The sequence below is a fragment of the Paenibacillus sp. FSL W7-1279 genome (assembly GCF_037969845.1).
GTDB lineage: Bacteria > Bacillota > Bacilli > Paenibacillales > Paenibacillaceae > Paenibacillus_AQ.
This window is the reverse complement of record NZ_CP150215.1, coordinates 6201329-6224374: the sequence shown is the minus strand read 5'-3', so window position 1 is coordinate 6224374 and position 23046 is coordinate 6201329. Positions and strand designations below refer to the sequence as shown.

General features: G+C 48.1%; 21 protein-coding genes and 1 other annotated feature (1 of these 22 running past the window's edge). Of the genes, 15 read left to right on the top strand and 6 right to left on the bottom strand.

Annotated features, from left to right (window positions below):
* Window positions 1-243, top strand: a binding site (T-box leader); it begins 99 nt to the left of the window's first position.
* A 153-nt stretch (window positions 244-396) separates the two neighbouring features.
* A complete protein-coding gene (locus tag MKY82_RS28145; RefSeq protein WP_339294848.1) occupies window positions 397-1920 on the top strand; it encodes a 2-isopropylmalate synthase in 1524 nt (507 codons plus the stop codon).
* Window positions 1921-2401: 481 nt separating this feature from the next.
* Here MKY82_RS28145 and MKY82_RS28140 read toward each other — a convergent pair whose 3' ends face one another.
* The gene (locus tag MKY82_RS28140; RefSeq protein WP_194544947.1) at window positions 2402-4354 is read right to left on the bottom strand and encodes an ABC-F family ATP-binding cassette domain-containing protein; all 1953 of its coding nucleotides are present in this window, start codon (window positions 4352-4354) and stop codon (window positions 2402-2404) included.
* A 681-nt stretch (window positions 4355-5035) separates the two neighbouring features.
* Between MKY82_RS28140 and MKY82_RS28135 the strand changes: the two genes are divergently transcribed.
* From MKY82_RS28135 to tatC, 5 genes are all read left to right on the top strand, one after another.
* Window positions 5036-5683: a 5-formyltetrahydrofolate cyclo-ligase gene (locus tag MKY82_RS28135; RefSeq protein WP_339294847.1), complete on the top strand. Its 648-nt coding sequence runs from the start codon at window positions 5036-5038 to the stop codon at window positions 5681-5683.
* Between the two features lie 3 nt (window positions 5684-5686).
* Window positions 5687-6163: a cyclic pyranopterin monophosphate synthase MoaC gene (gene moaC, locus MKY82_RS28130; protein ID WP_339294846.1), complete on the top strand. Its 477-nt coding sequence runs from the start codon at window positions 5687-5689 to the stop codon at window positions 6161-6163.
* A gap of 49 nt (window positions 6164-6212) precedes the next feature.
* Complete coding sequence (locus tag MKY82_RS28125; RefSeq protein WP_071222524.1) at window positions 6213-6704, top strand: MogA/MoaB family molybdenum cofactor biosynthesis protein; 492 nt, start codon at window positions 6213-6215, stop codon at window positions 6702-6704.
* Window positions 6705-6921: 217 nt separating this feature from the next.
* Window positions 6922-7158 (top strand): twin-arginine translocase TatA/TatE family subunit, encoded by a 237-nt coding sequence (locus MKY82_RS28120; RefSeq protein ID WP_071222526.1) that lies wholly within the window; start codon window positions 6922-6924, stop codon window positions 7156-7158.
* A gap of 78 nt (window positions 7159-7236) precedes the next feature.
* Window positions 7237-8016 carry a twin-arginine translocase subunit TatC gene (gene tatC / locus MKY82_RS28115; protein WP_194544449.1) on the top strand — a complete coding sequence of 260 codons (780 nt, stop codon included), beginning with the start codon at window positions 7237-7239 and terminating at the stop codon, window positions 8014-8016.
* 141 nt (window positions 8017-8157) lie between these two features.
* On the opposite strand, the gene MKY82_RS28110 is transcribed toward tatC, so the two are convergent.
* Window positions 8158-8997, bottom strand: coding sequence for a WYL domain-containing protein (locus MKY82_RS28110; protein ID WP_339294845.1), 840 nt, complete (start codon window positions 8995-8997; stop codon window positions 8158-8160).
* The gene (locus tag MKY82_RS28105) at window positions 8966-10297 is read right to left on the bottom strand and encodes a WYL domain-containing protein (RefSeq protein ID WP_339294844.1); all 1332 of its coding nucleotides are present in this window, start codon (window positions 10295-10297) and stop codon (window positions 8966-8968) included. The genes MKY82_RS28110 and MKY82_RS28105 overlap by 32 nt, the downstream gene beginning before the upstream one ends.
* Window positions 10298-10500: 203 nt before the next feature.
* Between MKY82_RS28105 and MKY82_RS28100 the strand changes: the two genes are divergently transcribed.
* From MKY82_RS28100 to groL, 5 genes are all read left to right on the top strand, one after another.
* On the top strand, window positions 10501-11319 hold the full coding sequence (locus MKY82_RS28100; RefSeq protein ID WP_194544446.1) for a nucleotidyltransferase domain-containing protein: 819 nt from the start codon (window positions 10501-10503) through the stop codon (window positions 11317-11319).
* Window positions 11320-11337: 18 nt separating this feature from the next.
* On the top strand, window positions 11338-12603 hold the full coding sequence (locus MKY82_RS28095; RefSeq protein WP_194544445.1) for a methyltransferase domain-containing protein: 1266 nt from the start codon (window positions 11338-11340) through the stop codon (window positions 12601-12603).
* A gap of 4 nt (window positions 12604-12607) precedes the next feature.
* Window positions 12608-15223, top strand: a complete 2616-nt coding sequence (locus MKY82_RS28090) for a metallophosphoesterase (RefSeq protein WP_339294843.1) — start codon at window positions 12608-12610, stop codon at window positions 15221-15223.
* Between the two features lie 374 nt (window positions 15224-15597).
* Window positions 15598-15879 (top strand): co-chaperone GroES, encoded by a 282-nt coding sequence (groES, locus tag MKY82_RS28085; protein ID WP_006212454.1) that lies wholly within the window; start codon window positions 15598-15600, stop codon window positions 15877-15879.
* A gap of 62 nt (window positions 15880-15941) precedes the next feature.
* Window positions 15942-17570: a chaperonin GroEL gene (gene groL / locus MKY82_RS28080; RefSeq protein ID WP_194544443.1), complete on the top strand. Its 1629-nt coding sequence runs from the start codon at window positions 15942-15944 to the stop codon at window positions 17568-17570.
* 129 nt (window positions 17571-17699) lie between these two features.
* Here the strand turns inward: groL and MKY82_RS28075 are convergent, their stop codons facing one another.
* Window positions 17700-18827 (bottom strand): NADH-dependent flavin oxidoreductase, encoded by a 1128-nt coding sequence (locus MKY82_RS28075; protein WP_339294842.1) that lies wholly within the window; start codon window positions 18825-18827, stop codon window positions 17700-17702.
* 248 nt (window positions 18828-19075) lie between these two features.
* Here MKY82_RS28075 and MKY82_RS28070 point away from each other — a divergent pair, with 248 nt between their 5' ends.
* Window positions 19076-19618: a MerR family transcriptional regulator gene (locus MKY82_RS28070; RefSeq protein WP_339219684.1), complete on the top strand. Its 543-nt coding sequence runs from the start codon at window positions 19076-19078 to the stop codon at window positions 19616-19618.
* 443 nt (window positions 19619-20061) lie between these two features.
* On the opposite strand, the gene MKY82_RS28065 is transcribed toward MKY82_RS28070, so the two are convergent.
* On the bottom strand, window positions 20062-20787 hold the full coding sequence (locus MKY82_RS28065; protein WP_194544440.1) for a stalk domain-containing protein: 726 nt from the start codon (window positions 20785-20787) through the stop codon (window positions 20062-20064).
* A 226-nt stretch (window positions 20788-21013) separates the two neighbouring features.
* Between MKY82_RS28065 and MKY82_RS28060 the strand changes: the two genes are divergently transcribed.
* On the top strand, window positions 21014-21151 hold the full coding sequence (locus MKY82_RS28060; RefSeq protein WP_194544439.1) for a hypothetical protein: 138 nt from the start codon (window positions 21014-21016) through the stop codon (window positions 21149-21151).
* A 4-nt stretch (window positions 21152-21155) separates the two neighbouring features.
* Here the strand turns inward: MKY82_RS28060 and MKY82_RS28055 are convergent, their stop codons facing one another.
* The gene (locus tag MKY82_RS28055; RefSeq protein WP_220683966.1) at window positions 21156-21605 is read right to left on the bottom strand and encodes a DUF6199 family natural product biosynthesis protein; all 450 of its coding nucleotides are present in this window, start codon (window positions 21603-21605) and stop codon (window positions 21156-21158) included.
* 242 nt (window positions 21606-21847) lie between these two features.
* On the opposite strand from MKY82_RS28055, the gene MKY82_RS28050 reads away from it, so the two are divergent.
* Both MKY82_RS28050 and MKY82_RS28045 read left to right on the top strand, forming a co-directional pair.
* Complete coding sequence (locus MKY82_RS28050; RefSeq protein ID WP_220683967.1) at window positions 21848-21988, top strand: hypothetical protein; 141 nt, start codon at window positions 21848-21850, stop codon at window positions 21986-21988.
* A gap of 40 nt (window positions 21989-22028) precedes the next feature.
* A complete protein-coding gene (locus MKY82_RS28045) occupies window positions 22029-22967 on the top strand; it encodes a hypothetical protein (protein WP_339294841.1) in 939 nt (312 codons plus the stop codon).
* Window positions 22968-23046 lie beyond the last annotated feature (79 nt).

The following is a 23046-nucleotide window of genomic DNA, read 5'->3' as shown; positions in this document are numbered from 1 at the left end:
CGGAAGAGGGGAACAGCAGCAAGCATCGGTTGATGGAGCTAGACAGCCCAACGACCCTGAATGCAGCTGTACTCTCTTACGGAGTTTCCTCCGTCATCAGGACGTCCATTCTCTTCATGACCGGCTGGTATGAGGAGATCATGGACAGTGAGTGGACGTGCATATGTCGCGAAGGAACAGCTGCGAAATTAGGCGCGTCAATTAGAGTGGTACCACGGAGGGTCTAAGCCCGTCGTCTCTTATATGAAGAGATGGCGGGCTTTTTTGCTGCCGGCAGCAGCAGGGTGGGATGCGGACGCAAGTCGACGTGCGGACGTAAAGCGAACATATGGAACAGATTAAACAACGTTCCCGTAGGAAATCGGGTCATACCATAACCAAGGAGGAGTATGCAAAATGAGTGAATCCATGAGAACCATCCAAATATTCGATACAACGTTGCGGGACGGGGAACAGGCCCCGGGAGCAAGCCTGCAGCCAGAACAGAAAATTGTGCTGGCCGGAAAGCTGGCTGAGCTGGGCGTAGATGTGATGGAGCCCGGATTTCCAGTGTCTAGTCCCGGGGAGTTTGCCGCTGTGCAGGCCATCTCGAGACAGCTGCAGCAGGTCGAGATATGCGGATTCGCACGGGCCGTGAAAGGGGATATTGATGCTGCCGTCAAGGCCACCCAGGATGCGGCCAAAAGGCGAATCCATCTGTTTATTTCATCTTCCGACATCCATCTTCGACACCAGCTGCGCATGAGTCGTCCGGATGTAGTGGCAAGGGCACGTGAGATGACAGCTTATGCGAAGCAGTTCAGCGACGTGGTGGAATTTACGGCGATGGATGCCTCGCGTACCGGCATTGACGACTTGATTGAGATGGTGGAAGCCGTCATTGAAGAGGGTGCAACGATAATCAATCTGCCCGATACGGTGGGATATGCGCTTCCGAATGAATATGGCGAGATGTTCCGACGTGTGCGGGAAGGCGCCCGTGGCGGAAAGACGGTCGCCTATAGCGCCCACTGCCATAATGATCTCGGTTTGGCTGTGGCCAACAGCCTGGCCGCGATTGAGAATGGCGCCAGCCAAATCGAGGTTACCGTGAATGGGGTAGGCGAGCGTACAGGCAACTGCGCATTGGAGGAGCTGGTCATGGCTCTATCCACCCGGGGTGACATGCTGCGGGCAGAGACGGGCATTACGGCCGAGAAGCTGTATGAAGTATCTCGTCTCGTTAGCGGTGCGATGCATTTTCCGATCGCTTTTAATAAACCTGTAGTCGGCAGGAACGCCTTCCAGCATGAGTCCGGCATCCACCAGGACGGTCTGCTGAAGGACCGAAGCACCTACGAGATTATGGATCCGGAAAAGCTGGGGATTCCGCGGAGCATGATTGTGCTGGGCAAGCATTCCGGTCGTCATGCGCTGAAGGATCGTCTTGCCCGGTACGGTGTTCAGCTTGATGGAGACGAGATGGAGTCCTTGTACGATACCTTCAAGGAGACGGCTGATCGTCAGAAGGTGGTCAGCGATGATCAGCTGCTGCAAATGGTGAGCAGCACTTTGGGTAAACCAGCCCAAGTATATGAGCTGATCGAGGCCCAGGTCATCTCGGGAACGGGCAGCAGCCGGGTCGCGGCAATCACGCTGCGTCATCTGAGCGAGCAAACGGAAGCCACCTACTCCAGCGTGGCGGACGGTCCGGTGCAAGCCGTTATCTCGGCAATCAGCCAAGGAATTAGCAGCGATATCCGCTTTGGCGATCTGGAGCTCCACTCGTTAAGCAGCGGCGAAGACGCGCATGCCGAAGCGGCGGTCACGGTTGAGAAGGCGGGCAAGATCTTCCGCGGAACGGCTGTGCATCAGGATATCGTTATGGCGGCAGGCCTGGCATACGTTGCTGCATGCAACTCGGCGTTGATGTCGGTCTAGGCGAAAAGCTGAATGGGAAACCTTAGCGTCTAACGCTTCTAATGATTGATGGCAGAAGCGACCTTCCGAACCGGATGGAGGAGGGTCGCTTTTTTTCATAATCAAGCTCGATAAAAACTTGCAAATAACAAGAGATAAGTCTATATAGAAGTCCATTATATAAGACATATAACTCTGTCAAGTTGTGAACAACGTTATCCACATATTCGCCTGAAATTGTGCATAAGCGAGAAAAATGTCGATAAATCGGTCTTTTGCAAGACGCTGAAAAGAGGGGACAGGATTTTCAAATTTTCCGGTGGAAACTGTGGATAATGTGAATAACTTAGTGGATAAAGCTGGATATAGGACCAGGAGTGCGCGTATAACAACAAAAAAATGGCCGTTTCGGCCATTTTCATGGTAAACTTATGCACCATTCTTGGGGATAAGTTTGTGTATAAATGCAAAACTCCATTTGAAACACTTTTGTGAACTTTTTTTAATCTTCCAGCAATGACTCCCATTCGGCAAAAATTTGCTCAAGCTGACTCTTTTTCTCCTCTAACGACTGCTGGCGTTCTTGGAGTGCCATATAATCCTGATAGATCTCCGGCAGGGTCATCTCGGCCTCTAACTCGGTTATGTCCGATTCCAAAGCATGGATTTGCTCTTCCAGACTTGCGAGCTTGCGCTGACGGTTTCGCTCCTCCCGTTTGGCCTGCTTCTCGGCTTCAAAGGAAACGGCTCCCTGTTTCTCGATGGCAACTTCGGCTTTTCCTTCCTGTTTCAGGGTGTGACGAGCAAACGGCTCGGAAGGTTCGTCATTCATATCGATAATTTCCTGCTTTTTCTCCGTATAGTCGTCATAATTACCCAGGAAATGTTGAATGCCGTCCGGATGAAGCTCGATGATTCGCTCGGCCATTTTGTTAAGGAAGTAACGGTCATGGGATATGAACAATAAAGTGCCTTCGTAATCCATGAGTGCTGATTCAAGAACCTCTTTGGCAAATAAGTCCAGATGGTTCGTCGGCTCATCCAAGATGAGCATGTTGGCTTCAAGGAGCATTAGCTTGGCAAGCGATACGCGGGCCTTTTCCCCTCCGCTTAAGGAACTGATCTTCTTGAGCACATCTTCGCCGCTGAAGAGGAAGTTGCCCAGAACGGTGCGGATGCGGGCTTCCTCCATATGCGGATAGGTGCCCCATAGCTCTTCCAGAACGGTATTGCTCGGATTCAGCTCGGATTGCTCTTGATCGTAATAGCCGATCTTGACTTTTGTACCCCATTGCAGCGATCCCGCCGTTGGCTTCATGGTACCGATCAGGCATTTCAGGAGCGTCGATTTGCCCACTCCGTTGGGTCCGATCAAAGCTACGGTCTCCCCGCGGCTGAGATCAAAGGAAACCTGACGGAACAATGGCTTGTCCTGCTCGAACGAAAGCGCCAGATCCCGCACATGAAGCACATCCTTGCCTGACATATATTCGGCTTCAAAAGAAAAGTGTGCTTTCTTCAAATCTCCCAGCGGTTTGTCCAGCCGTTCCATTTTATCCAGCGCTTTGCGACGGCTCTGTGCGCGCTTGGTCGTGGAGGCCCGGACCAGATTCCGCTGAATGAAGGTCTCCATCCGGGAAATCTCATCCTGTTGCTTCTCGTACTGCTTCAGCTGGGATTCGTATTCCGCTGCCTTCAGCTCAATATACCGGCTGTAGTTGCCCGTATATTTTTTGGAATGACGGCGTTCGATCTCAACGATGGTCGTAACAAGCCGATCCAGGAAATAGCGGTCGTGGGAAACGACCAGCAATGAACCGGAATAGCCGCGCAGATAATCCTCCAGCCAGGTGAGGGTCGCGATATCCAGATGGTTCGTCGGTTCATCCAGCATGAGCAGGTCAGGTGCCTGCAGCAATATTTTTGCAAGGGCCAGCCTTGTCTTCTGCCCGCCGCTTAATGTGGCAATGGAGGTGTCCGGCGAAAAACTGCCAAATCCCATGCCGTGAAGGACGCTGCGGATACGTGTTTCGATCTCATAACCGCCCTGATCCTTGAACCAGTCCGAACGGATCGCATAACGATCCAGAAGCTCTTGGTATTTCTTCGGATCCTCGCTCGACTTCGGGTCGGCAATTTGTTCCTCCATCTGACGCAGCTCGCGCTCCATCTCCAGAAGGGGAGCGAAGACATCCAGCATCTCGTTCCATATCGACGAATCGGACTGAAGCCCGCTGTTCTGGGCAAGATAACCAACGGTGGTTTCCTTAGCCTTGAAGATTTGTCCGCCATCATAAGACATCTCGCCTGCCAAAATTTTGAGCAGGGTCGATTTCCCGGCTCCATTGACTCCGACAAGACCGATTCTTTCACGTTCAAGCACCTGCAGATTGATCCCGTCAAGGACGGGCGTAACTCCGTATAATTTCGTGATGCCATTGGCTTGCAGCAGCATGTTATGTGAAACCTCCATCATTCTATATGTTTGTACCATTAATTCTTCATTATAAGAAAAACGTTTACCGACGTACATTCTCAGAAGACAGACCGCATATAGCGGAAGTTTTTCTTGCGAGATAAGGAGGGTGCTTCTGATGTAAATACATTTTTATCTCTTAAGAAAAACGTTTACCGACGTACATTCTCAGAAGACAGACCGCGTATAGCGGAAGTTTTTCTTGCGAGATAAGGAGGGTAGCCCCTGATGTATAAACAATCTTATCTCTTAAGAAAAACGTTTACCGACGTACATTCTCAGAAGACAGACCGCGTATAGCGGAAGTTTTTCTTGCGAGATAAGGAGGGTAGCCCCTGATGTATAAACAATCTTATCTCTTAAGAAAAACGTTACCGACGTACATTCTCAGAAGACAGACCGCATATAGCGGAAGTTTTTCTTGCGAGATAAGGAGGGTGCTTCTGATGTTAATACATTCTTATCTCTTAAGAAAAACGTTTACCGACGTACATTCTCAGCGTGGTCATGCTTTGAAGTGTATACGTTCTGATATCTTAAAGTAAGTGTACATGAAAATGGCCGAACAATCGACCATGATTGGCGACTTCCGGCATTCTTGGCTAAAGGAAGGAACAGTGGTAAACTAAAATTAATTATAAGCGTGAGAGGAAAGATCACGTGTTGAACCCTGAGGAAGAATTGAAGCGGGTATCCGCAAAAGAAGCCCTGCGCAAAGTGATGACATTACGCAGGGATGAGTTATCCGGGCAAGAGCGTTCGAAGCGTTCGAAGCAAGCCTGCAAGTTTGCTTCAGAGGTCATGAATCGGTTTCAATTTCAGAGCATGATGATTTATGTCCCCTTTCGCTCCGAACTGGATTCCCGGCCGCTGGTTGAATGGGCGTGGAAGCAGGGGATTCAGGTTATCGTTCCCCGAAGTCTGCCCCAAGACCGTTCGATGGAATTGTATAAACTTCAGGCATGGAATGAGCTGATTCCCGGAGCTTACGGCATTCCGGAGCCAGATCCGTTGCGGTCGCAGAAATGGAATCATCCCGGACCTGATATCATCTGGGTGCCCGGGCTTGCGTTTGACAGGAAGGGCGGAAGACTTGGATACGGAGGCGGTTATTATGACCGGCTGTCGGACAGGCTTAGTCAGGGAGCGCAAGACAACGCTCAGATCGGTGAACCTTTGTGGATGGGAATCGGCTACGAGGTTCAAGTCTTGGAGCATATCCCTATGGAAGAACATGATAGGGTATTGGACGGTTTGGTTACGGAACTGGGACATTCGGCGACGGCCAGACCTGCAGCGGAGGGATAAGAGATGGAATTGAGTCATTTTAACGGCCAAGGCAGAGCACGCATGGTGGATGTCAGTGATAAGGATGTAACAGCCCGGACAGCGGTAGCGAAGACTACGGTTCGTATGCACCCGGATACGCTGATTCGCATCCAGGAGGGGAAAATTGGCAAGGGAGATGTACTTGCCGTAGCGCAGGTTGCGGCTATCATGGCTGCCAAAAACACGTCAAACTGGATTCCCATGTGTCATCCGCTGCCGTTGACCGGCGTGAATGTGGAGTTCAGCGATAATGCTAGAGATGAGTTATATATAGAAACGATTGTGAAGACCACAGGCAAAACCGGTGTTGAAATGGAAGCTTTGACAGCAGCTTCTGCCGCTGCGCTGACGGTCTATGACATGTGCAAAGCCTTGCAAAAAGACATGGTCATCGGCCCGACCTACCTGGTAAGCAAAACCGGAGGAAAGAGCGGGGATTACATACAAGAAACAACATAGGATTGCATAGAGATAGGAGATTCGGACGAGTGGGAAGGAGAGAGGGCAGATGGTGTGGAAAACGGCGATCCTGACGGCGAGCGACAAAGGTTCGCGGGGGGAACGCGAGGATACGAGCGCTCAAGTGATCCGGGAATTGGTGGAAGAAGAGCTGAGCGGAGAAATTATTGAATACCGGATCGTACCGGACGAGCCGGATGAAATTATTGCGGCATTGATCGAACTTACGGATTATTATCAAGTGGATCTTGTCCTCACGACTGGCGGAACGGAGCTGGCGGTCCGGGATGTTACGCCGGAGGCGACCAAGCGGGTCATCGAACGCGAAGTGCCGGGCATTGCGGAAGCGATGCGCGCTACCGTCATGCAGAAGAATCGGAGCGCGATGCTGTTTCGGGGCGTATGCGGCGTCCGCGGCCGTACCTTGATTGTTAATCTTCCGGGTTCGCCCAAAGGCGTGCACGAGAATCTGGCGGCGGTTATGGATCAGCTTCCGGAAGCACTGCTGATGGTAACGGGCCAATATCGGGAGCAGCTCTAGAGAGTATTTACTAGATAATTATGTAAATAAACTGTCACGTTTCTAGACTGTATATGTGATTTACATTATGGTATGATGGCGGTATATGAGCTTGTTTCAACTGTAGTAGTCGGATTATGGTCATTAGTTAACACCTGTTGTAGTGCAAGGCATGACGGATTTAGATCATCCTGAAGTCCTTTTAAAGGCATTGAGCAGGACGAGGAGGAGAATAGATATGAGTGGAATTGGAGTGCCGGGTATTATTTTGCTCGTTATTTTGGCGCTGCTCTTGTTCGGACCGAACAAGCTTCCTGAACTTGGACGTGCGGTCGGAAGAACATTCCGTGAGTTTAAGGACGGTGCGCGGGAGATTATTGCTGACGATGCACCGGCGAAGAAGAAAGAAGAGGCTCCCCAACAAGCCGTTGTCGCTGAGCCAACCAAGGTTGAAGACAAGCGTCTTCCGGAATAGAAATAAAGCAAGGCTTGAAGTCCCTTCCTTCGGGAGGGATTTTGTTTTGTCAGGGTCACATACAGGGTGGTGGTTAACTTGTCGGAGCAAGTGAAAGATATGGCGCTTGTTGAGCATTTGGGCGAGCTTCGCAAACGAATTATTATTGTGCTCGTGGTATTCGTAGCGGGTTTGATCGGCGGGCTTTTTGTTGCGGACCCGATCTATCATTATTTGACGGCGGCTGAAGAAGCCAAGAACTTTGAGCTGCACGCCTTCTCCTTCTGGGATGGTATCGGGATCTATATGAAAATCGCTGCCATTTTCTCGCTTGTCATTTCCGTTCCGCTGATCTTCTATCAGCTGTGGGCGTTCGTCAAGCCGGGACTTCGCAAAGAAGAGCAGAAAGCGGCCATTCGTTACGTGCCTTATGCGTTTCTTCTGTTCATTGTAGGGATCACGTTCGGATATTACGTCGTGTTTCCGATGACGCTGTCATTCACGACAACGATTACCCAGAGCATGGGGCTTCAGGAAACCTACGGCATTACTAATTACTTGAATTTTATGTTCAATCTCGTATTGCCGCTGGCCTTGCTGTTTGAGCTGCCGCTTGTGGTGATGTTCTTAACGAAAATTCGCATTCTGAATCCGCTGCGGCTTCGAAAAATGCGCAAACTCGCGTATTTCGCGCTCGTATTCATCGCGGTTGTCATTACGCCGCCGGACTTCATATCGGATTTCCTGGTCACGATTCCGCTGCTGCTGCTGTACGAATTCAGCGTGTTTCTGTCTTCCGTGATCTACCGCAAGCAGCTAGAGGCGGACATGGAACGGGACAGCCGGTACATACGGGTAGACGAAGAGGATGGAATGTGACGTTTTTTGGAAAAATAGGATTACTTAGAATAAGAACAACCCGCTTAACCAATCCCCACGGGAGTATGGTTTGCGGGTTGTTTTTTGTTGGAGGATCGAATGGTTAGAAATCAAATTTCATAAGTGCATTCGCTCTAGGTCTCATAGGGATCTATTCATATCGTCCTGACTTTCATCTTGCGCATATCTAGCCAGCGCCATCGCTGCGGTTTCCTGCATTCGGGCCTGCAGCGTGTTTCCTTCCACGACTTTTACCCGCAGTCCGAGAAAGCGAATACGGGAGAGCAGAAAGTCGCACTCATCCTTCAAATAGGAGACTTTAATGCGGTAGGTATTGGAATCTTCATCATAATGGACGGTCTTGTCAAAACAGGAGAAAGCGTACAGGATCCGTGACAATTCCCCGTTGTATCGGCGATGGATTTCAATGAGGGCTTGCTTCTCGCGATTTTCCATCAGATTCTGCAGCCGTTCCTTGATGCGATCGATTCGAAAAGACGGAAGTGAGGTCCCTTGGATATATAGAATATGATCCAGCTTCGTGTACATGAGTCCTCTTCGGCTTTTGCTGTACCAGATCAGCATCCATTCCCGTTTGATCATGGAATACTCCAATTTGAACGGGAAACCGGACTGATTGCTGCGCGTTTCTCCGAGCTTCGTTCGATAGCTTAAGCGAAAGCCCTGATCCTGCATGATCATTCTTCGCAAGGTGCGAAGATGCGGGTGATATACACTTCGTTCCTGTCCCTTGGCCTTCTCCAGGATAATCTCCTTCATCTCGGCACCGCTATGCTCCATGTGAAGGATTTGTTCGAGACGCTTTAAGGTTTCAGGCGTAAAGGCGTTAGCTGCCTCAGGGTGCACCAGCATCATTTTGAGCCATCCCCGTTCTTGAGCGGTTATGGCAATCGAGTCAGTTTCCTCAAGCCGCGTCATAATCTGATAATTAAAAATTTTCTCGAACGGATTCTGGCTCATAATAAGCGGCAATCTCCTTCCATTCCTTGATGAACTCCAGGCGAAGGGAGCGGGGCTTGAGCACCTCGCAGCTGGAGCCGAAGCTCCGGAGCCAGGGCTTGATTTCGCTGGTGCCGTTCACTTCGATTTCATATAGAAATGAATCGTCGGATTCTATCGTAACGGTCCCCCATTGCCCTTGCGCCTTAACCCGGTTCAGCACGAAATTCACTTTGCTGTCCTCCGGGTTAAAAAATCTGGCCACGACCTTGGTGGGATTACGGGTATCGGTAACCCAACTATTCTCCAATTCGGCCAGCACTTCCTCCAGGCGCTGCTGGAAGACCTCTTCCTTAACCACATCGCCTTCTTCGATCTGAGTCAATCCCTCCATACGAAACTTCATGAGACCTTGTCTGCCGTTATAACCGATCAGATACCAACGGCCGTATTGATGGTCATATATCACGCGCAGCGGCAGCACCGTTTCCCGAAGCCCTTTGGACTCCCTGTGGAACAGCGGATTCGTATTTTGGGAAGCATAGCGTGAAGTGCTTTTGGGTGATAAGTACAGGAAACGGATTCTAGCTCTTTTGGTAATGGCCTGAAAAATGGTATGCAGATGCGCTTCGTCCAATATGCGTGAAGGATAATGATATTTATAAATATAAGCAGCGGTTGAGTGCGCAGCGATGTCACGCTTCCGCAAAGCCCGCTTTAAGTTATCCCTGAGCATATAACCCTGCACGGACGGGAGCTGCGTATTCGACATGACGTCCACATAGTCGTAGAGATCAAGCAGCTCGTCATCCGACAACGAATCGATCAGATCACGGGCGCCCCTGTATCGGTAAGGCCGGTCTGTGCCTGTCTTCACGATGACTCCGACTTCCTCCAGGTATTTGAGATCTCCGCGTATCGTCTTCTCATCCGGCAGAGACTCCCCGTCAGGCAAGTGATCGCCGCATAGGTCGATTAGTTCTTTGGCGGTTAACTGCTGATGCTGCAGCTGGGTGAGGATCGTGGACAGCCTCAAGCTTTCCGATGCCTTAAGCGATTTGCCGCGGAACAACAGCAGCAGGAGCGGATCTGCGGTTTCATAGTATGAATAGCGCAGGCCTTCGGATAGGGTGAGGCTTTGTTCTTCCGAGAGCTGCGGCTGAAGCGATTCAATCCTATTTTTTAAATTTCGAAGCGTTTTGTCATAGGTATGTACCGAAATACCGAGTCGATCGGCCAGTTGTTGCCGGTTGTATGCTCCTCCGGCCAGCGCCAGAATGCGAAGGAACTGGATTTCTTTATCGAAGCTTTCCCGAGCCATGGCGCCCTCCTTCAAGTCACATATTAGATCGTACGTGATGCTGTCTGTAACTATTGTAGCAAGGATAGGGAACTGCATAAAGGATGGAAATTATAACATCATTTTGTTATCGCCATACTTTCGCCCTGTTGAAATTGGAACGTGTGGAGGACAATAAGGTTATCGGACATCAGACGGCAGCTACAGAAGGAGAGATACCAGATATGAATATATCGCAGGAAATGAATTCGACGATTCAGCAAGAACTTGAGCGAATTGAGCGGGAGGAAGGCGTCCTTATCCTGTATGCCTGCGAATCAGGCAGCAGGGCCTGGGGCTTTCCGTCGACAGACAGCGATTATGACGTAAGGTTTATCTATATCAGACCCGTGGAGTGGTATTTATCGATCTTCGACAAGCGAGATGTGATTGAGCGGCCGATCAGTGACAGGCTGGATATGAGCGGTTGGGATTTGAAAAAAGCGCTGGGGCTTTTTCGCAAGTCGAATCCGCCCCTGCTCGAATGGCTGGAGTCCCCCATCAAGTATAAGGAGACGCTTGGCATCGCCCAGCAAATCCGCAGCATATCTCCGCTTGCGTTCTCGCCAAAATCTTGCATGCACCACTACCTGAACATGGCTAAAGGCAATTACCGGATGTATTTGCAAGGGGGAGACGTTAAGATCAAAAAATATTTCTATGTCCTGCGTCCGATCCTGGCATGCGACTGGATTCAAACCTACAACGAGATGCCTCCCATGGAATTCGAGCTGCTTACGAATCGCCTATTAAATCAGGGAAGTGCGCTGAAACAGGAGATTGATCAATTGCTTCTCCGCAAACGTTCAGGTGAAGAGATGAATGTTGAACCGAGGCTTCCTAACATTAATGCATTCATTGAAGAGAAATTGAACGAATATGAGCTGCTAGCCAAGGATAAGAAGCATCAAGATACGGATCTGGATCAAAGGCTGGATGCTTTGTTTCGGGACGCGCTGGTTGAAGCATGGGGAACCGGTGGACCGCAGTCATTCACGGTTTGACGAAAGGAGAGAGTCATTTTGGCAATTATACAGCTCACATCAACGAATCCGCAGTTTTCGTTTCTCATGAAGAAGAACCCGAACTCCGGCATGCAGCTTCGGAGCGTGAGGCAAGGAACGGCATACGGATGGTATTCCGAGTCAGCTGCGTTTAACGTTTATTTCAAGGATGCGGATAACGAGATATCCTTCAAACAGCACCAAGGGGAGAGCTTTGAGTATTTGAACGTGTCCCGTTATAATACACCTTTGTTTCCGCTGGCTGCCATTAACGAGTTTTTTGCAGCTCCCTTCAAAAAGCACGATGAACGGGACACGGAGGGACACGAGCATGTTTTTTACATCAATCTCATTCATATTGAGAAGACGCGTTATATTGAATTTTTTCAAAAGCATCTCGAGGAATACTCGTTCTTGCTTCGGCACGAAGCCCATAAAAGCTATGCCCTCACCATAACCACCGGGAAGAGCCTGTACCATCTGCTGCATACGGTCAATGTGTTGTGCCTGTTCCTGGCAATGTTCGGGAGCGAATATCTCGATACCTCGGATAAAGTGCTTGAAAAGCACATTCGCAGTCTGAATGTCATCGATGCCCCCTACTACATACGAAGTCTGTTCGTGCGCAATTTTCTGAATCATCGGGATCGATTCAAGCAGTTCAAGCAGGAGCTTGAGTTTACGCCTAGATACAGCATCAATTTTGCATATGGAAACACGGCTATGCAGCGCAGAAGTTACATCGCTCAAGTGCTGCCATTCAACAAGCCGATATTGGATATCGGCTGCGGTGAAGGCTTTTACGCCCTTTCTTTTGCCGGAAAAATAGAGGAAACCTATTATGCGGTAGATATTAATGAAGCTTTGCTGGAAGTGGTAGAGCGTAAAGCGGAAGCGAAGGGGCTGGACAATCTGGTGACCTTTCCGTCGATCGCTCACTTTCTTGAGGGGTATGACGATGAGTCCGTAGACGTTATTTTGACCGAAGTGATCGAGCATATGCCGGAAGCGGAAGCGGCGGACCTCATCCGCCAAGTCGTGCAGGAGATCCGGTTCGAGAAGCTGATCATTACGACGCCCAATGCCGATTTCAACCCGTATTATGAGCTCGATGGTTTCAGGCATGATGATCATAAGTGGGAAATGGGGCAGGAGAAGTTTAGATCGTGGTGTGACGAAATCCTGCAGAATCTAGGCGTTCAATATGAGTATGTGATGATCGGTGACAGTGTGGACGGCATGCATACAACGCAGGGAATGATTGTTACGAGGAAGGGGGAGTAAGGCCATGGAATTGCATACCAAAATGCACACGATTTTTATGCTGGTCGGTCCGACAGAGTGCGGAAAAACGACGTTTGCGAAGGAAATCCTGATTCCATCCTTGCAGTGGGAATACCCTGAGCGCAACTACAGGAGCAATGTCCAGTACCTATCATCGGACGCCATTCGTCAGGAGCTGCTCGGTTATGATTATGATAAATACGATCAGGTGATGCTGGAGGCGAGCTCGCATGCGTTTCAGTTATTATTTGAGCGGCTTAGATTGACGACTTCTTTTCCGATTCAGGCTGACTTTGTTGTAGTGGATACAACGGCATTGGCCGATGATTTCCGGGGCAAGGTCCTTGAAATCGCGCATGAGAACAACTACCGTGTGGAAGTCATTCTGTTTGATTACCGGAAACGGGAGGATTACTACGCCTCCGATCGCTCCAAGAAGCTGATATCCACGCATATTAGCCGCTTGAAAAAGGAGGTGCTCCCCGTCCTCGCACGGGAAGGATACGATGCCATTCATAAAGTGCGTGCGAAGGATTTTCTTAACAAGGAGAAGGAGTTGGCGAAACCTGCTTACGAAGTGATTGTGGACAATAAAGAGGAGTATCTGTCCTCGATTCTGAGTCAGGATATGGAATACATTGTGATCGGAGACGTGCACGAGCGTGTGGACGCGCTTCAGGGGCTTTTGAGGAGTTATGGTTACGGGATGACGGACGGAAAGTTATCCGTTCCGGAGAAACTGCGAAACACCCGGATCATTCTGGCCGGGGATTGGATCGACAAAGGGAAGCAAACCCGAGCCATGATCGATTTCCTCTACGACAATATGGAGCATTTCCTTTTCGTTATGGGGAATCATGAGAACTTCGTTTATAAGTACCTGAAGGGAGAGATCAAGGGGGCCGAGCCGGAGCTGCTGCGTTCCTACTTTGATTCTACGGAAACGTTAGGCCAAGATGAAGCGCTGCGGGAGCGCTTCGATGAACTTGTAGGCCGGGCTAAGCCATTTTATCGATTTGTGGGACAGCAGGGACCTTCCTATTACGTAACCCATGCTCCTTGCCGGAATAAATATGTCGGTAAACTCGACTCGAATTCCCTGCGCCATCAGCGTTCCTTCCGTCTGGAACGGAGCAACCCGGAAGTCACGACTGAGCAGCAGCTTCTATTTTTAAGCGAAGAAGCGGTCAGCAATCATCCTTACCATGTGTTTGGTCATGTCGCTGCGGTGAGACCGTTTCGGATCAAGAACAAAATTCACATCGATACGGGAAGTGTGCACGGGCATATGCTGACGGCCGTTCAAATCGGTCAAAAACCGGTCTATCGCAGCTTTAAGTCGCCGTTTAGGGAACAAGACCCTGTGTTCCTTCATGAACAATTGCCGGATTTGTTTGCCAGATCAGAGCGCAGCAGCATCGATCTTCGGGATTTAGACCGCGAAGCCCAGCGAAGATTGTTGTATTGCGCGGAGCATAAAATCAATTTTATTTCCGGAACGATGTCGCCGGCGGATAAGGATGTGGCTAAGGGAGAACTGGAGTCCCTCGCAAAAGGACTCGATTATTACAAGGACCAAGGGATTGAACATGTGGTGCTCCAGCCTAAATATATGGGCTCCAGATGCAGCATCTATCTGTTCCGGGACCTTAAGCGCTGCTATGCCGTCAGCCGTAACGGTTACCGAATCAGCGGGATTGATTTATCTGTGGTGTACGAACGGCTGCTGGAGAGATTCTCGCCTCATATGCAGGCCCAAGGGATCGAAATGATGCTGTTGGATGGGGAGCTGCTGCCATGGAGGGCACTCGGGAAAGGCCTGATCGACAGGCAATTTCAACCGATTGCGGCTGCGCTTGAGTCGGAAACAAGGTTTCTGAAAGAGACGGGTTTTGAGGAGGCTTACGCTCAGCTGCTCACTGCCTATGACGCAAGCGGCTTTGAGAATGAACAGTTTCGACTATCCAAATCCGCGCTTATAGAGAAGCATGGCTCGAGCAGCTATCAATCGTATAAATATATACGGGATGTTCGGAAAGCTTATGTGCCGCTCGAGAAGCATGAGGAAGGTTATCGCATGTACAAGAAGCAGCTCGAACTTTATGCGGGGGACGCGGAATTGGATTACAAGCCGTTTGCCATTCTGAAAGAAATTCGGGATACCGGAGAAGAAGTCATGCCTGATATGAATACCTCGGCCATGTTCCGTTTCCTGAATGACGACAAGATTCTGGTTCTGGATTTGCGTGAGCGGGAGAGCTATGAACAGGCGGAGGCTTTCTTCTCCACGCTGACGACCCGGAACCGAATGGAAGGCGTTGTGATCAAACCGGAAAAGGAGCGGGAGAACGCTGCCCCTTACCTAAAGGTGCGAAATCCCGAATATCTCTCGATCATTTACGGTTACGATTACCGGTTTCCGCATAAATACGCGAAGCTGTTGAAACAAAAAAACACGCACAAGAAGCTCCGCACTTCGATCGCCGAGCATCAGCTTGGAAAGCGCATGCTTGGGGTAAAGTATGACGAGATTTCCCCGAGCCACGGGGATTACCAAGCGATTGCGATGCAGCTGCTGTTCGAGATGGAGAAAGAAAAGGAGATCGACCCTAGGCTTTAAGCCGATGGGGGACGGACATTTCGCTGAACGTTAAACAGTCTGAAAGATGGCACCCTTCCTAAGGGAGGGCCCTGATTTCGGGCTGTTTTATTTTCCGAGAATGATGACTGGAGCTATAGTTCCAGCCGCACAGTGTCCCTTAAGACTCAGGCATATTTTGGCTGGTCATGGATACAATGGAGAAGGGGGTTTAGGGACAACCCCTCCCTAAGGCCGGATTGCAAAAAAATGATCAAAAAATCATGCAAAGGACTTGAAATTTTAAGACAACTTGAGTATCATAAAATTGGTTGTTAGCACTGAGGGTTGTCGAGTGCTAATACATAAAGCTTTGAAAAAAGCATCACAACATATTTAAAGGAGGCTATTTTTTCATGATCAGACCTTTAGGTGAACGCGTATTGGTAGAACCGATCGAACAAGAAGAAACTACGGCATTCGGGATTGTACTTCCTGACTCTGCTAAAGAAAAGCCGCAAGAAGGTAAAGTTATTGCTGTAGGCAGTGGCTCCCTGAAAGACGGCGCACGTGTACCTTTGGAAGTTAAAGAAGGCGACCGCGTCATTTTCTCCAAATACGCTGGAACAGAAATCAAATACGAAGGTAAAGAATATTTGATTATGAAAGAAAGCGACATCCACGCGATCTTAGGCTAATGAACGCCTGAATATATCTTTGTTTCACTATTTCATAATCCACTAGGGAGGTATGTAATACCATGGCAAAAGACATTAAGTTCAGTGAAGACGCCCGTCGCTCGATGCTTCGCGGTGTAGACGCTTTGGCAAATGCAGTTAAAGTAACACTCGGACCGAAAGGCCGTAACGTGGTTCTTGAGAAGAAATTCGGAAGCCCGCTCATCACGAATGACGGTGTAACCATCGCTAAAGAAATCGAGCTGGAAGATGCATTCGAGAACATGGGTGCTCAGCTTGTTAAAGAAGTAGCTACCAAAACCAACGATGTTGCCGGTGACGGTACAACAACGGCAACGGTTCTGGCTCAAGCCATGATCCGTGAAGGTCTGAAGAACGTAACAGCTGGCGCAAACCCAATGATCATCCGCAAGGGTATCGACAAAGCGGTTAAAGCAGCTGTGGCTGAGCTTCAAAACATCGCAAAAGAAGTTAAAAACCACCAGGAAATCGCTCAAGTCGCTTCCGTATCCGCAGCTGACGATGAAGTAGGTCAACTGATTGCAGAAGCAATGGATAAAGTGGGCAAAGACGGCGTTATCACCGTTGAAGAATCCCGCGGCTTCTTGACGGAGCTGGAAGTAGTAGAAGGTATGCAATTCGACCGCGGCTACATCTCTCCATACATGATCACCGATACGGATAAAATGGAAGCTGTTCTTGAGAATCCATACATCCTGATCACCGATAAAAAAGTAACCAACACGCAAGAGATCCTGCCGATCCTTGAAAAAATCGTACAGCAAGGCAAACCGCTCGTTCTGATCGCGGAAGACATCGAAGGCGAAGCGCAAGCGATGCTGATCGTGAACAAACTGCGTGGAACGTTCAACGCTGTTGCTGTTAAAGCTCCTGGCTTCGGTGACCGTCGTAAAGCGATGCTGCAAGATATCGCTGCATTGACTGGCGGCCAAGTGATTACGGAAGAGCTCGGTCTCGACCTGAAAACAGCTTCCATCGATCAATTGGGTACTGCTCGTCAAGTGCGCGTAACCAAAGAGAATACCATCATCGTGGATGGCGCTGGCAACAAGGAAGATATCGAAGCTCGCGTGAAGCAAATCCGCAACCAATTGGAAGAAACCACTTCCGATTTCGACAAAGAAAAACTGCAAGAGCGTCTGGCTAAATTGGCTGGCGGCGTAGCGGTTATCAAAGTCGGCGCGGCTACTGAAACGGAATTGAAAGAACGCAAACTGCGCATTGAAGATGCCCTAAACGCAACCCGCGCTGCGGTTGAAGAAGGTATGGTATCCGGTGGTGGTACGGCGCTCGTTAACGTATACAACGCTGTTGCTGCTGTTCAAGTAGAAGGCGACGAGAAAACAGGCGTGAATATCGTTCTGCGCGCTCTGGAAGAGCCAATCCGCACGATTGCAGCAAACGCTGGCAAAGAAGGTTCCGTTATCGTAGAGCGTCTGAAAAAAGAAGAGATCGGTATCGGCTACAACGCTGCTACGGATGAGTGGGTGAACATGTTCGAAGCAGGTATCGTTGACCCTGCGAAAGTAACGCGTTCCGCTCTTCAAAACGCTGCTTCCGTTGCGGCTATGTTCCTGACAACCGAAGCGGTTATCGCTGACAAGCCAGAACCAGAAAAACCAGCAATGCCTGACATGGGCGGCATGGGTGGCATGGGCGGCATGATGTAACAATAGGCCCCAAAAGCCTGTCATATCAATGAAAAAGAGACCCCTCGGGGTCTCTTTTCTTGTATAAGGTCACAAATGTATACATGTCTTTAAGAGCAGTAGCATTTACTGTTATGTAGCTACAGTCTGTTAAATTTTAGTTGAGATAGGGAACCATCCTGGAGTATTGATGATTTTCAGCCATAACGAATCAGCAATCCCTAATTTTGCTTGATCATTTAAAGTTAACTCTGTACGAATTTCGTTTTCCTTACCCAGAGTTACTTTTTCAACCCAATCTGGATCGATAATCAGTTCTCGTCCAAGCGCAATAAATGGAACTCCCGATTGTAACGCTCTAAGCGCTTCGTCGGGCGTACGGATCGATCCTACGCCGATAATGGGAACTCTTTGTTTCACGAGCTCGTTAATAATCTCCATTCTGGAGCGATAGTCCTCTACGCCACGTCTAGGTTTAGACCAAAAATCCATTAAAGAGACATGCAAATAATCCAAATCTTTATTTGCGAGGGCGTCCACCAATATAAGTGTGTCGGCCATGGTAATACCGGGCGTCAACTCTTCTTCTGGCGATAACCGATACCCCACAAGAAACGGCTGTTTCGCATACTCATCCACCACTTTTCTTACTGTATCTACAACAGCGAGTGGAAATGCCATACGTTTGTCTATATTTCCTCCCCATCGATCATCGCGTCGGTTTGTGTATGGGGAGAAGAATTGTTGAATAAGAAATCGGTTTGCCCCATGAATTTCCACACCGTCGAAACCAGCCTCGATTGCCCTACGAGTGCTATCGCCAAATGCTCGAATAATGTCCACAATTTCTTTCTCTTGGAGTTCTTGAGGGATCACGCTCGATCCTTCTTTAGCAACCGCACTCGCACTGACAATCTCACGGTTCGGTACCAATTCTGGCGAACTCTCACGACCACCATGAAAGATTTGCAGAATGGCTTTTGCCCCGCGTTTCTTAATGGCTGTCGCCAGGCGTTGTAAACTTGGGATTAGATCATCGCGATCAGCCGCTAATTCGCCGCCAAATACCTTGGCGTTGGGTGAGATTATGGCGCTCCCAGTGACAACGATTCCAACTCCGTTTGAACGACTTTCGTAATATGCGATTAACTCATCAGATACTGTACCGTCTTGCTTAGAATAAGATATTGTCATCGGTGCATGAACGATACGGTTTTTTACTTGGATACCATTCTTAAAACGATACGGCTCCATTAAAGGCTGATATTTACGGTCCATAGATGTCCACTCCTATTTTTTAATCATTGCAGTTCCAATCTGATGCGGGCACTAGGCGCAGTTAACCGCGTGAAATGTCGCGTCGATTCGAGTCCAATATACATTTCCTCCTTTATATGGTCGGGACACTTCTCCCTGTTAGAGCTCATCATAAAAGTTGGAGTCGAATCCAAGTCAAGATGCGAAAACAAAAGAGGTGCCAAGGGAAAGAGATAGGAGAATAAGTTTGACTTGGAGTCGGATCCAAGATGTATAATGGGCAAAATGCAATTTTGGGAGGGGACGCAGTGGAAGAACTAACATATACGATCAAGCAAATCGCCGAGCAAACCGGAATTTCCGAGGATACCATTCGATATTACGAAAAGATTAAGCTACTACCTCGGGCGGATCGAAAGGAAAACGGGCATCGCGTCTATAGAAAAGAAGACATCTATATGATCAAGCTGATATCTTGCCTTAAAAAAACGGGCATGCCGCTCGAGGCGATGCGGCCGTTTTTGGCGGCCTCAGCCAACACAGATTCCGTGGAATATACGGAGTTGGTGGATCAATTAAGAAGCCACCGTGAAAATATCGTGAATCAAATCTCCTCACTTCAGCAGATCGTTGATTTTATTGATATCAAGCTGAATGAAGGGAGACCTCGCCAGGAAAGCGCAGAACAAAGTCAAGGTGAGGCTTTAGAAGCAGAAAAGGAGAAAGCAAAAACAAAGCCTATTTCCGTCGTGGAAATGAGTTATTTTTCAGCCTCTGCTAAAACGGACAGGTTACGAAATTCGATTAAATAAGTATGAGCTTGATCTGCTTAGCTGCGCCTTCTGTTCAGGGAAAATAAAGCATTAGACTGAAATTATAAAATTATAGTCTAGACTAAGTAAACTTCTCACGGAAATATCCAACGGAATCAATAGACCGGAACCGTGATATACCGGACTTAAAGAGGATTGAAGAGGGCGGATTTTTTCGGGAAGTGCCACTAGGTAGAGGTTACAGTGATTTTATTTTACAGCCCTGCAGGAAATTGGTTATACGGGATATTTAACGATGAACGTGGAGTGGGTCAAAATCCGGAGCATGGTATTTCCAGAGCTGTTCAGTTTATTGGCAAGTTTAATAAATGAAAAAGAGACCTCAAGGGGTCTCTTCTCTATTAGAAATCTCAAAAAGGTCACGTTTCTTGCGGGAGTGGTCCCAAATATCGGTATCCGGTCGCTGCCGCCGTTGGCATCGATTATTTAAGATTCATCGTACCAAAAATCGAATTTTTACTTGGATCTCTAAAGGTAATAGAACTGAGATCCATACTTTCTGGAAGGTTGAGCGTAATTTGAATCGTTTTTGTCTCACCCTTTAGTAGATTGGTATGGTCATATGAAGTAGCTGAACTTATCTTCTTATCACCAATAGTAGCGCTATCAAAAAAATCTAATGCACTCCAAGCAAATTGATTTTTAGGCTCTTCGTTTAGCGTTGCTTCAAATTGAATAACAGCGAACTTGTTTCCTTTATCAGCAATTATCCCAGATGTTGCTCCAGGTCCAGATGGGACGAAGTTTGTATAACTTACACTGTTAACTTTAAGTGTCATATCACCTCGAGTAGCGGTTTCATTAAGCCTGAGATTTAATGGAGGCTCCGGTGCATTTGTTTGATTTGAATTTACTTGGGCATTTGTTGGTGTTTGTGACCCAGTCTTCAATTCTATTCTCTTAGCCTTGTTATCGAAAGAAGATAACTCAGCGTTTAGCATTTCAGCAACCTCACGAACCGGTAGGTAGGTTGTACCTTTGTATATGATCGGATCTGATTTGAGATTTTGTTTTTGTCCATCTACGATAATCGTGAATTTTGATAAAACGGCTTGAATTGTACCTGGTGCTGCAGCTGCAATGGTTGCAGATCCAATCATCATGCCAAGTCCTAGAGTGGCAATTGTTTTAACAAAAGATTTCTTCAAGTGATACAACTCCTTTTTTCGTCAAGTATAACACTTATTACGGCAAAATTTGGACATAATTTTATATCGGTTACACTAACAATTTGCCCAATCAAAGCAACCAAACATAAGTGTATGTCATAGTTTAGTCCTACTGTTCTCTTCTCTTGATCTATTGATTATTTTGGTATAATATCCGATATTTTAATAGTTTAGGGAAATAACTGAAGGGGAGGAAGAAAGGGGAATGAGGAAGAGAAAAATTGTTTTAGCGATGACCGCGTTATTGATGTTGGGAGGTACTGCCGTTTATGCAGCCGCCCCACAGATTGTGCCGCAAAAAGATCACAATGTCAGCGATAAGATAATCTTCTCGTCAGCATGAAACATCAAAGCAATAATGTTATCATTCCAAGCACAAAAAATATGGATCCCAGGCAAATGGAGATTAGTCCTCCGAATTTCACCAAATCAATGTAAGTATCGCTTGGTTCAGAATCTCCCTTGACTTTCCATCCCTCATTCATCCTCCATCCGAATGTCGGATACTTTCTGGACAGGATGCCAATTCCTATGAGGATAATAGCAAAAAGAAAAAGTGTGCCCCATGACATGGCGTTACCTCCTTGTTGAACCAGAGTCGATAGCCCCATTAAGATTAGTACACCACCCCCAAATCCACCTACTGCTGCACTAACCTGAGTTTTTAATAAATCATGATCGTCCTGTTCATAGTCCTCCGGTAATCTTTTTCCCCAACGTACCCAATCGGAATCCGGATTTTTGAAGTTATATCGGCAAAGTAGAATGATTATGACGCCAAAAAACATCAAAAACATGTAAATCAACCCCTTGATGATACTTACGCAGTAACAAAATGGAAGTTTCAGTAAATAGGAGATGGTTCATAAAGTGAAACTGTCCTGATCTTTTTTGTTTATCCATAAATGAAAAAAAGCCCCATTGCATCAGGGGATTATGAAGTTTGTTGGATTCCAATTCCAGAGGATTGAATGAATAATGAAAAGGAATTGAAGATATTTACAAACTCACAAATATCATTCGCTGAAGGGGCAGGATTGTGTCCAAAAAATATTCTCGATTGTTGATTGCGGGTTTTGTCGGATTGCTGCTGATGTTTGAGTTAGGCATTTCCAGTCACGCGGCTGCCGATTCGGCGCGGTCAGCTGTGGAGTGGGCTCATAAGCTGGGTTATCTATGAAAAGGCCTATATTTTTAAGATTGATAAAAACGGCAACACGTTGTGGTATAACAAATACAATTATACGGACAGCGTGGCGTTCAACGATTTGATTCCGGCAAATGACGGAGGGTACATTGCCGTTGGCAGCGTAGTCCGGGCGGAATATGAAACGGGAGACCTGGATGCGATGCTGATGGCCAAAATTGATGACCAAGGCAAAGAGGTCTGGTCGGAACAATTCAAAGAGCCGGATAGCGGCTGGACCGCCTTTTCCGTTACGGCTTCGGGGGATGGGGGGTATGTCATTGGCAGTGGAAAAAGTGTCAACCATGACCAAGACAACCTGAACGGACAAGCGCAATGGGAAAAAACATATCGAGACGGGACGAACTCCGAATACTTCAAACGTCTTGTCCGAACCAAAGACGGCTACGCCATGCTGGGAGAACATTTTTCTCGAAACAGTCTGGATTACAAACGTCAATATGATGTGCTGAGCGTCGATAGGAACGGCGAGTTGATCAGCAGGGAATTGTTTAAAGGCCCTCCCATCTACAGCGTCGGAAGTGCAGCGGTAACTCCTGACGGCGGATCCTATATCGAAGCAACATACGAAGGGTTCACGGCTAGATTGAACGTTACCGTGTTCCCGGAAGATCCGGACGAATTCGATGGCTATATCCAACTGGATTCTTACGAGTATTCGCTTGCTGAAGGTCCGATGCTCGACTTGAAGGTCATATTGCGTAACTACATCGACCAAAACGAAATCGACATCACAAGGCAAACAACATTCATCAGTGATCATCCGGATATAGCCGAGGTGGATGAGGAAGGAAACCTGATCGGACATAAGCCGGGAACAACCCAGATCTATGCCCAGTATAAGGGAAGCATCACTTCGGCCAACGTGCTTGTGGTTCGTGCATCCGTGCCTGAAGACGATTTGCAGCCAGACATGGACGAATCGCCAAAAGGTACAATTGTAGAAGAATAATCGGGAACGATCTGAGCTGTACCAATGGATGCAAGGAGTTTAATCAAGATTTGATACACTGATGTATCAAGCCGTTGAT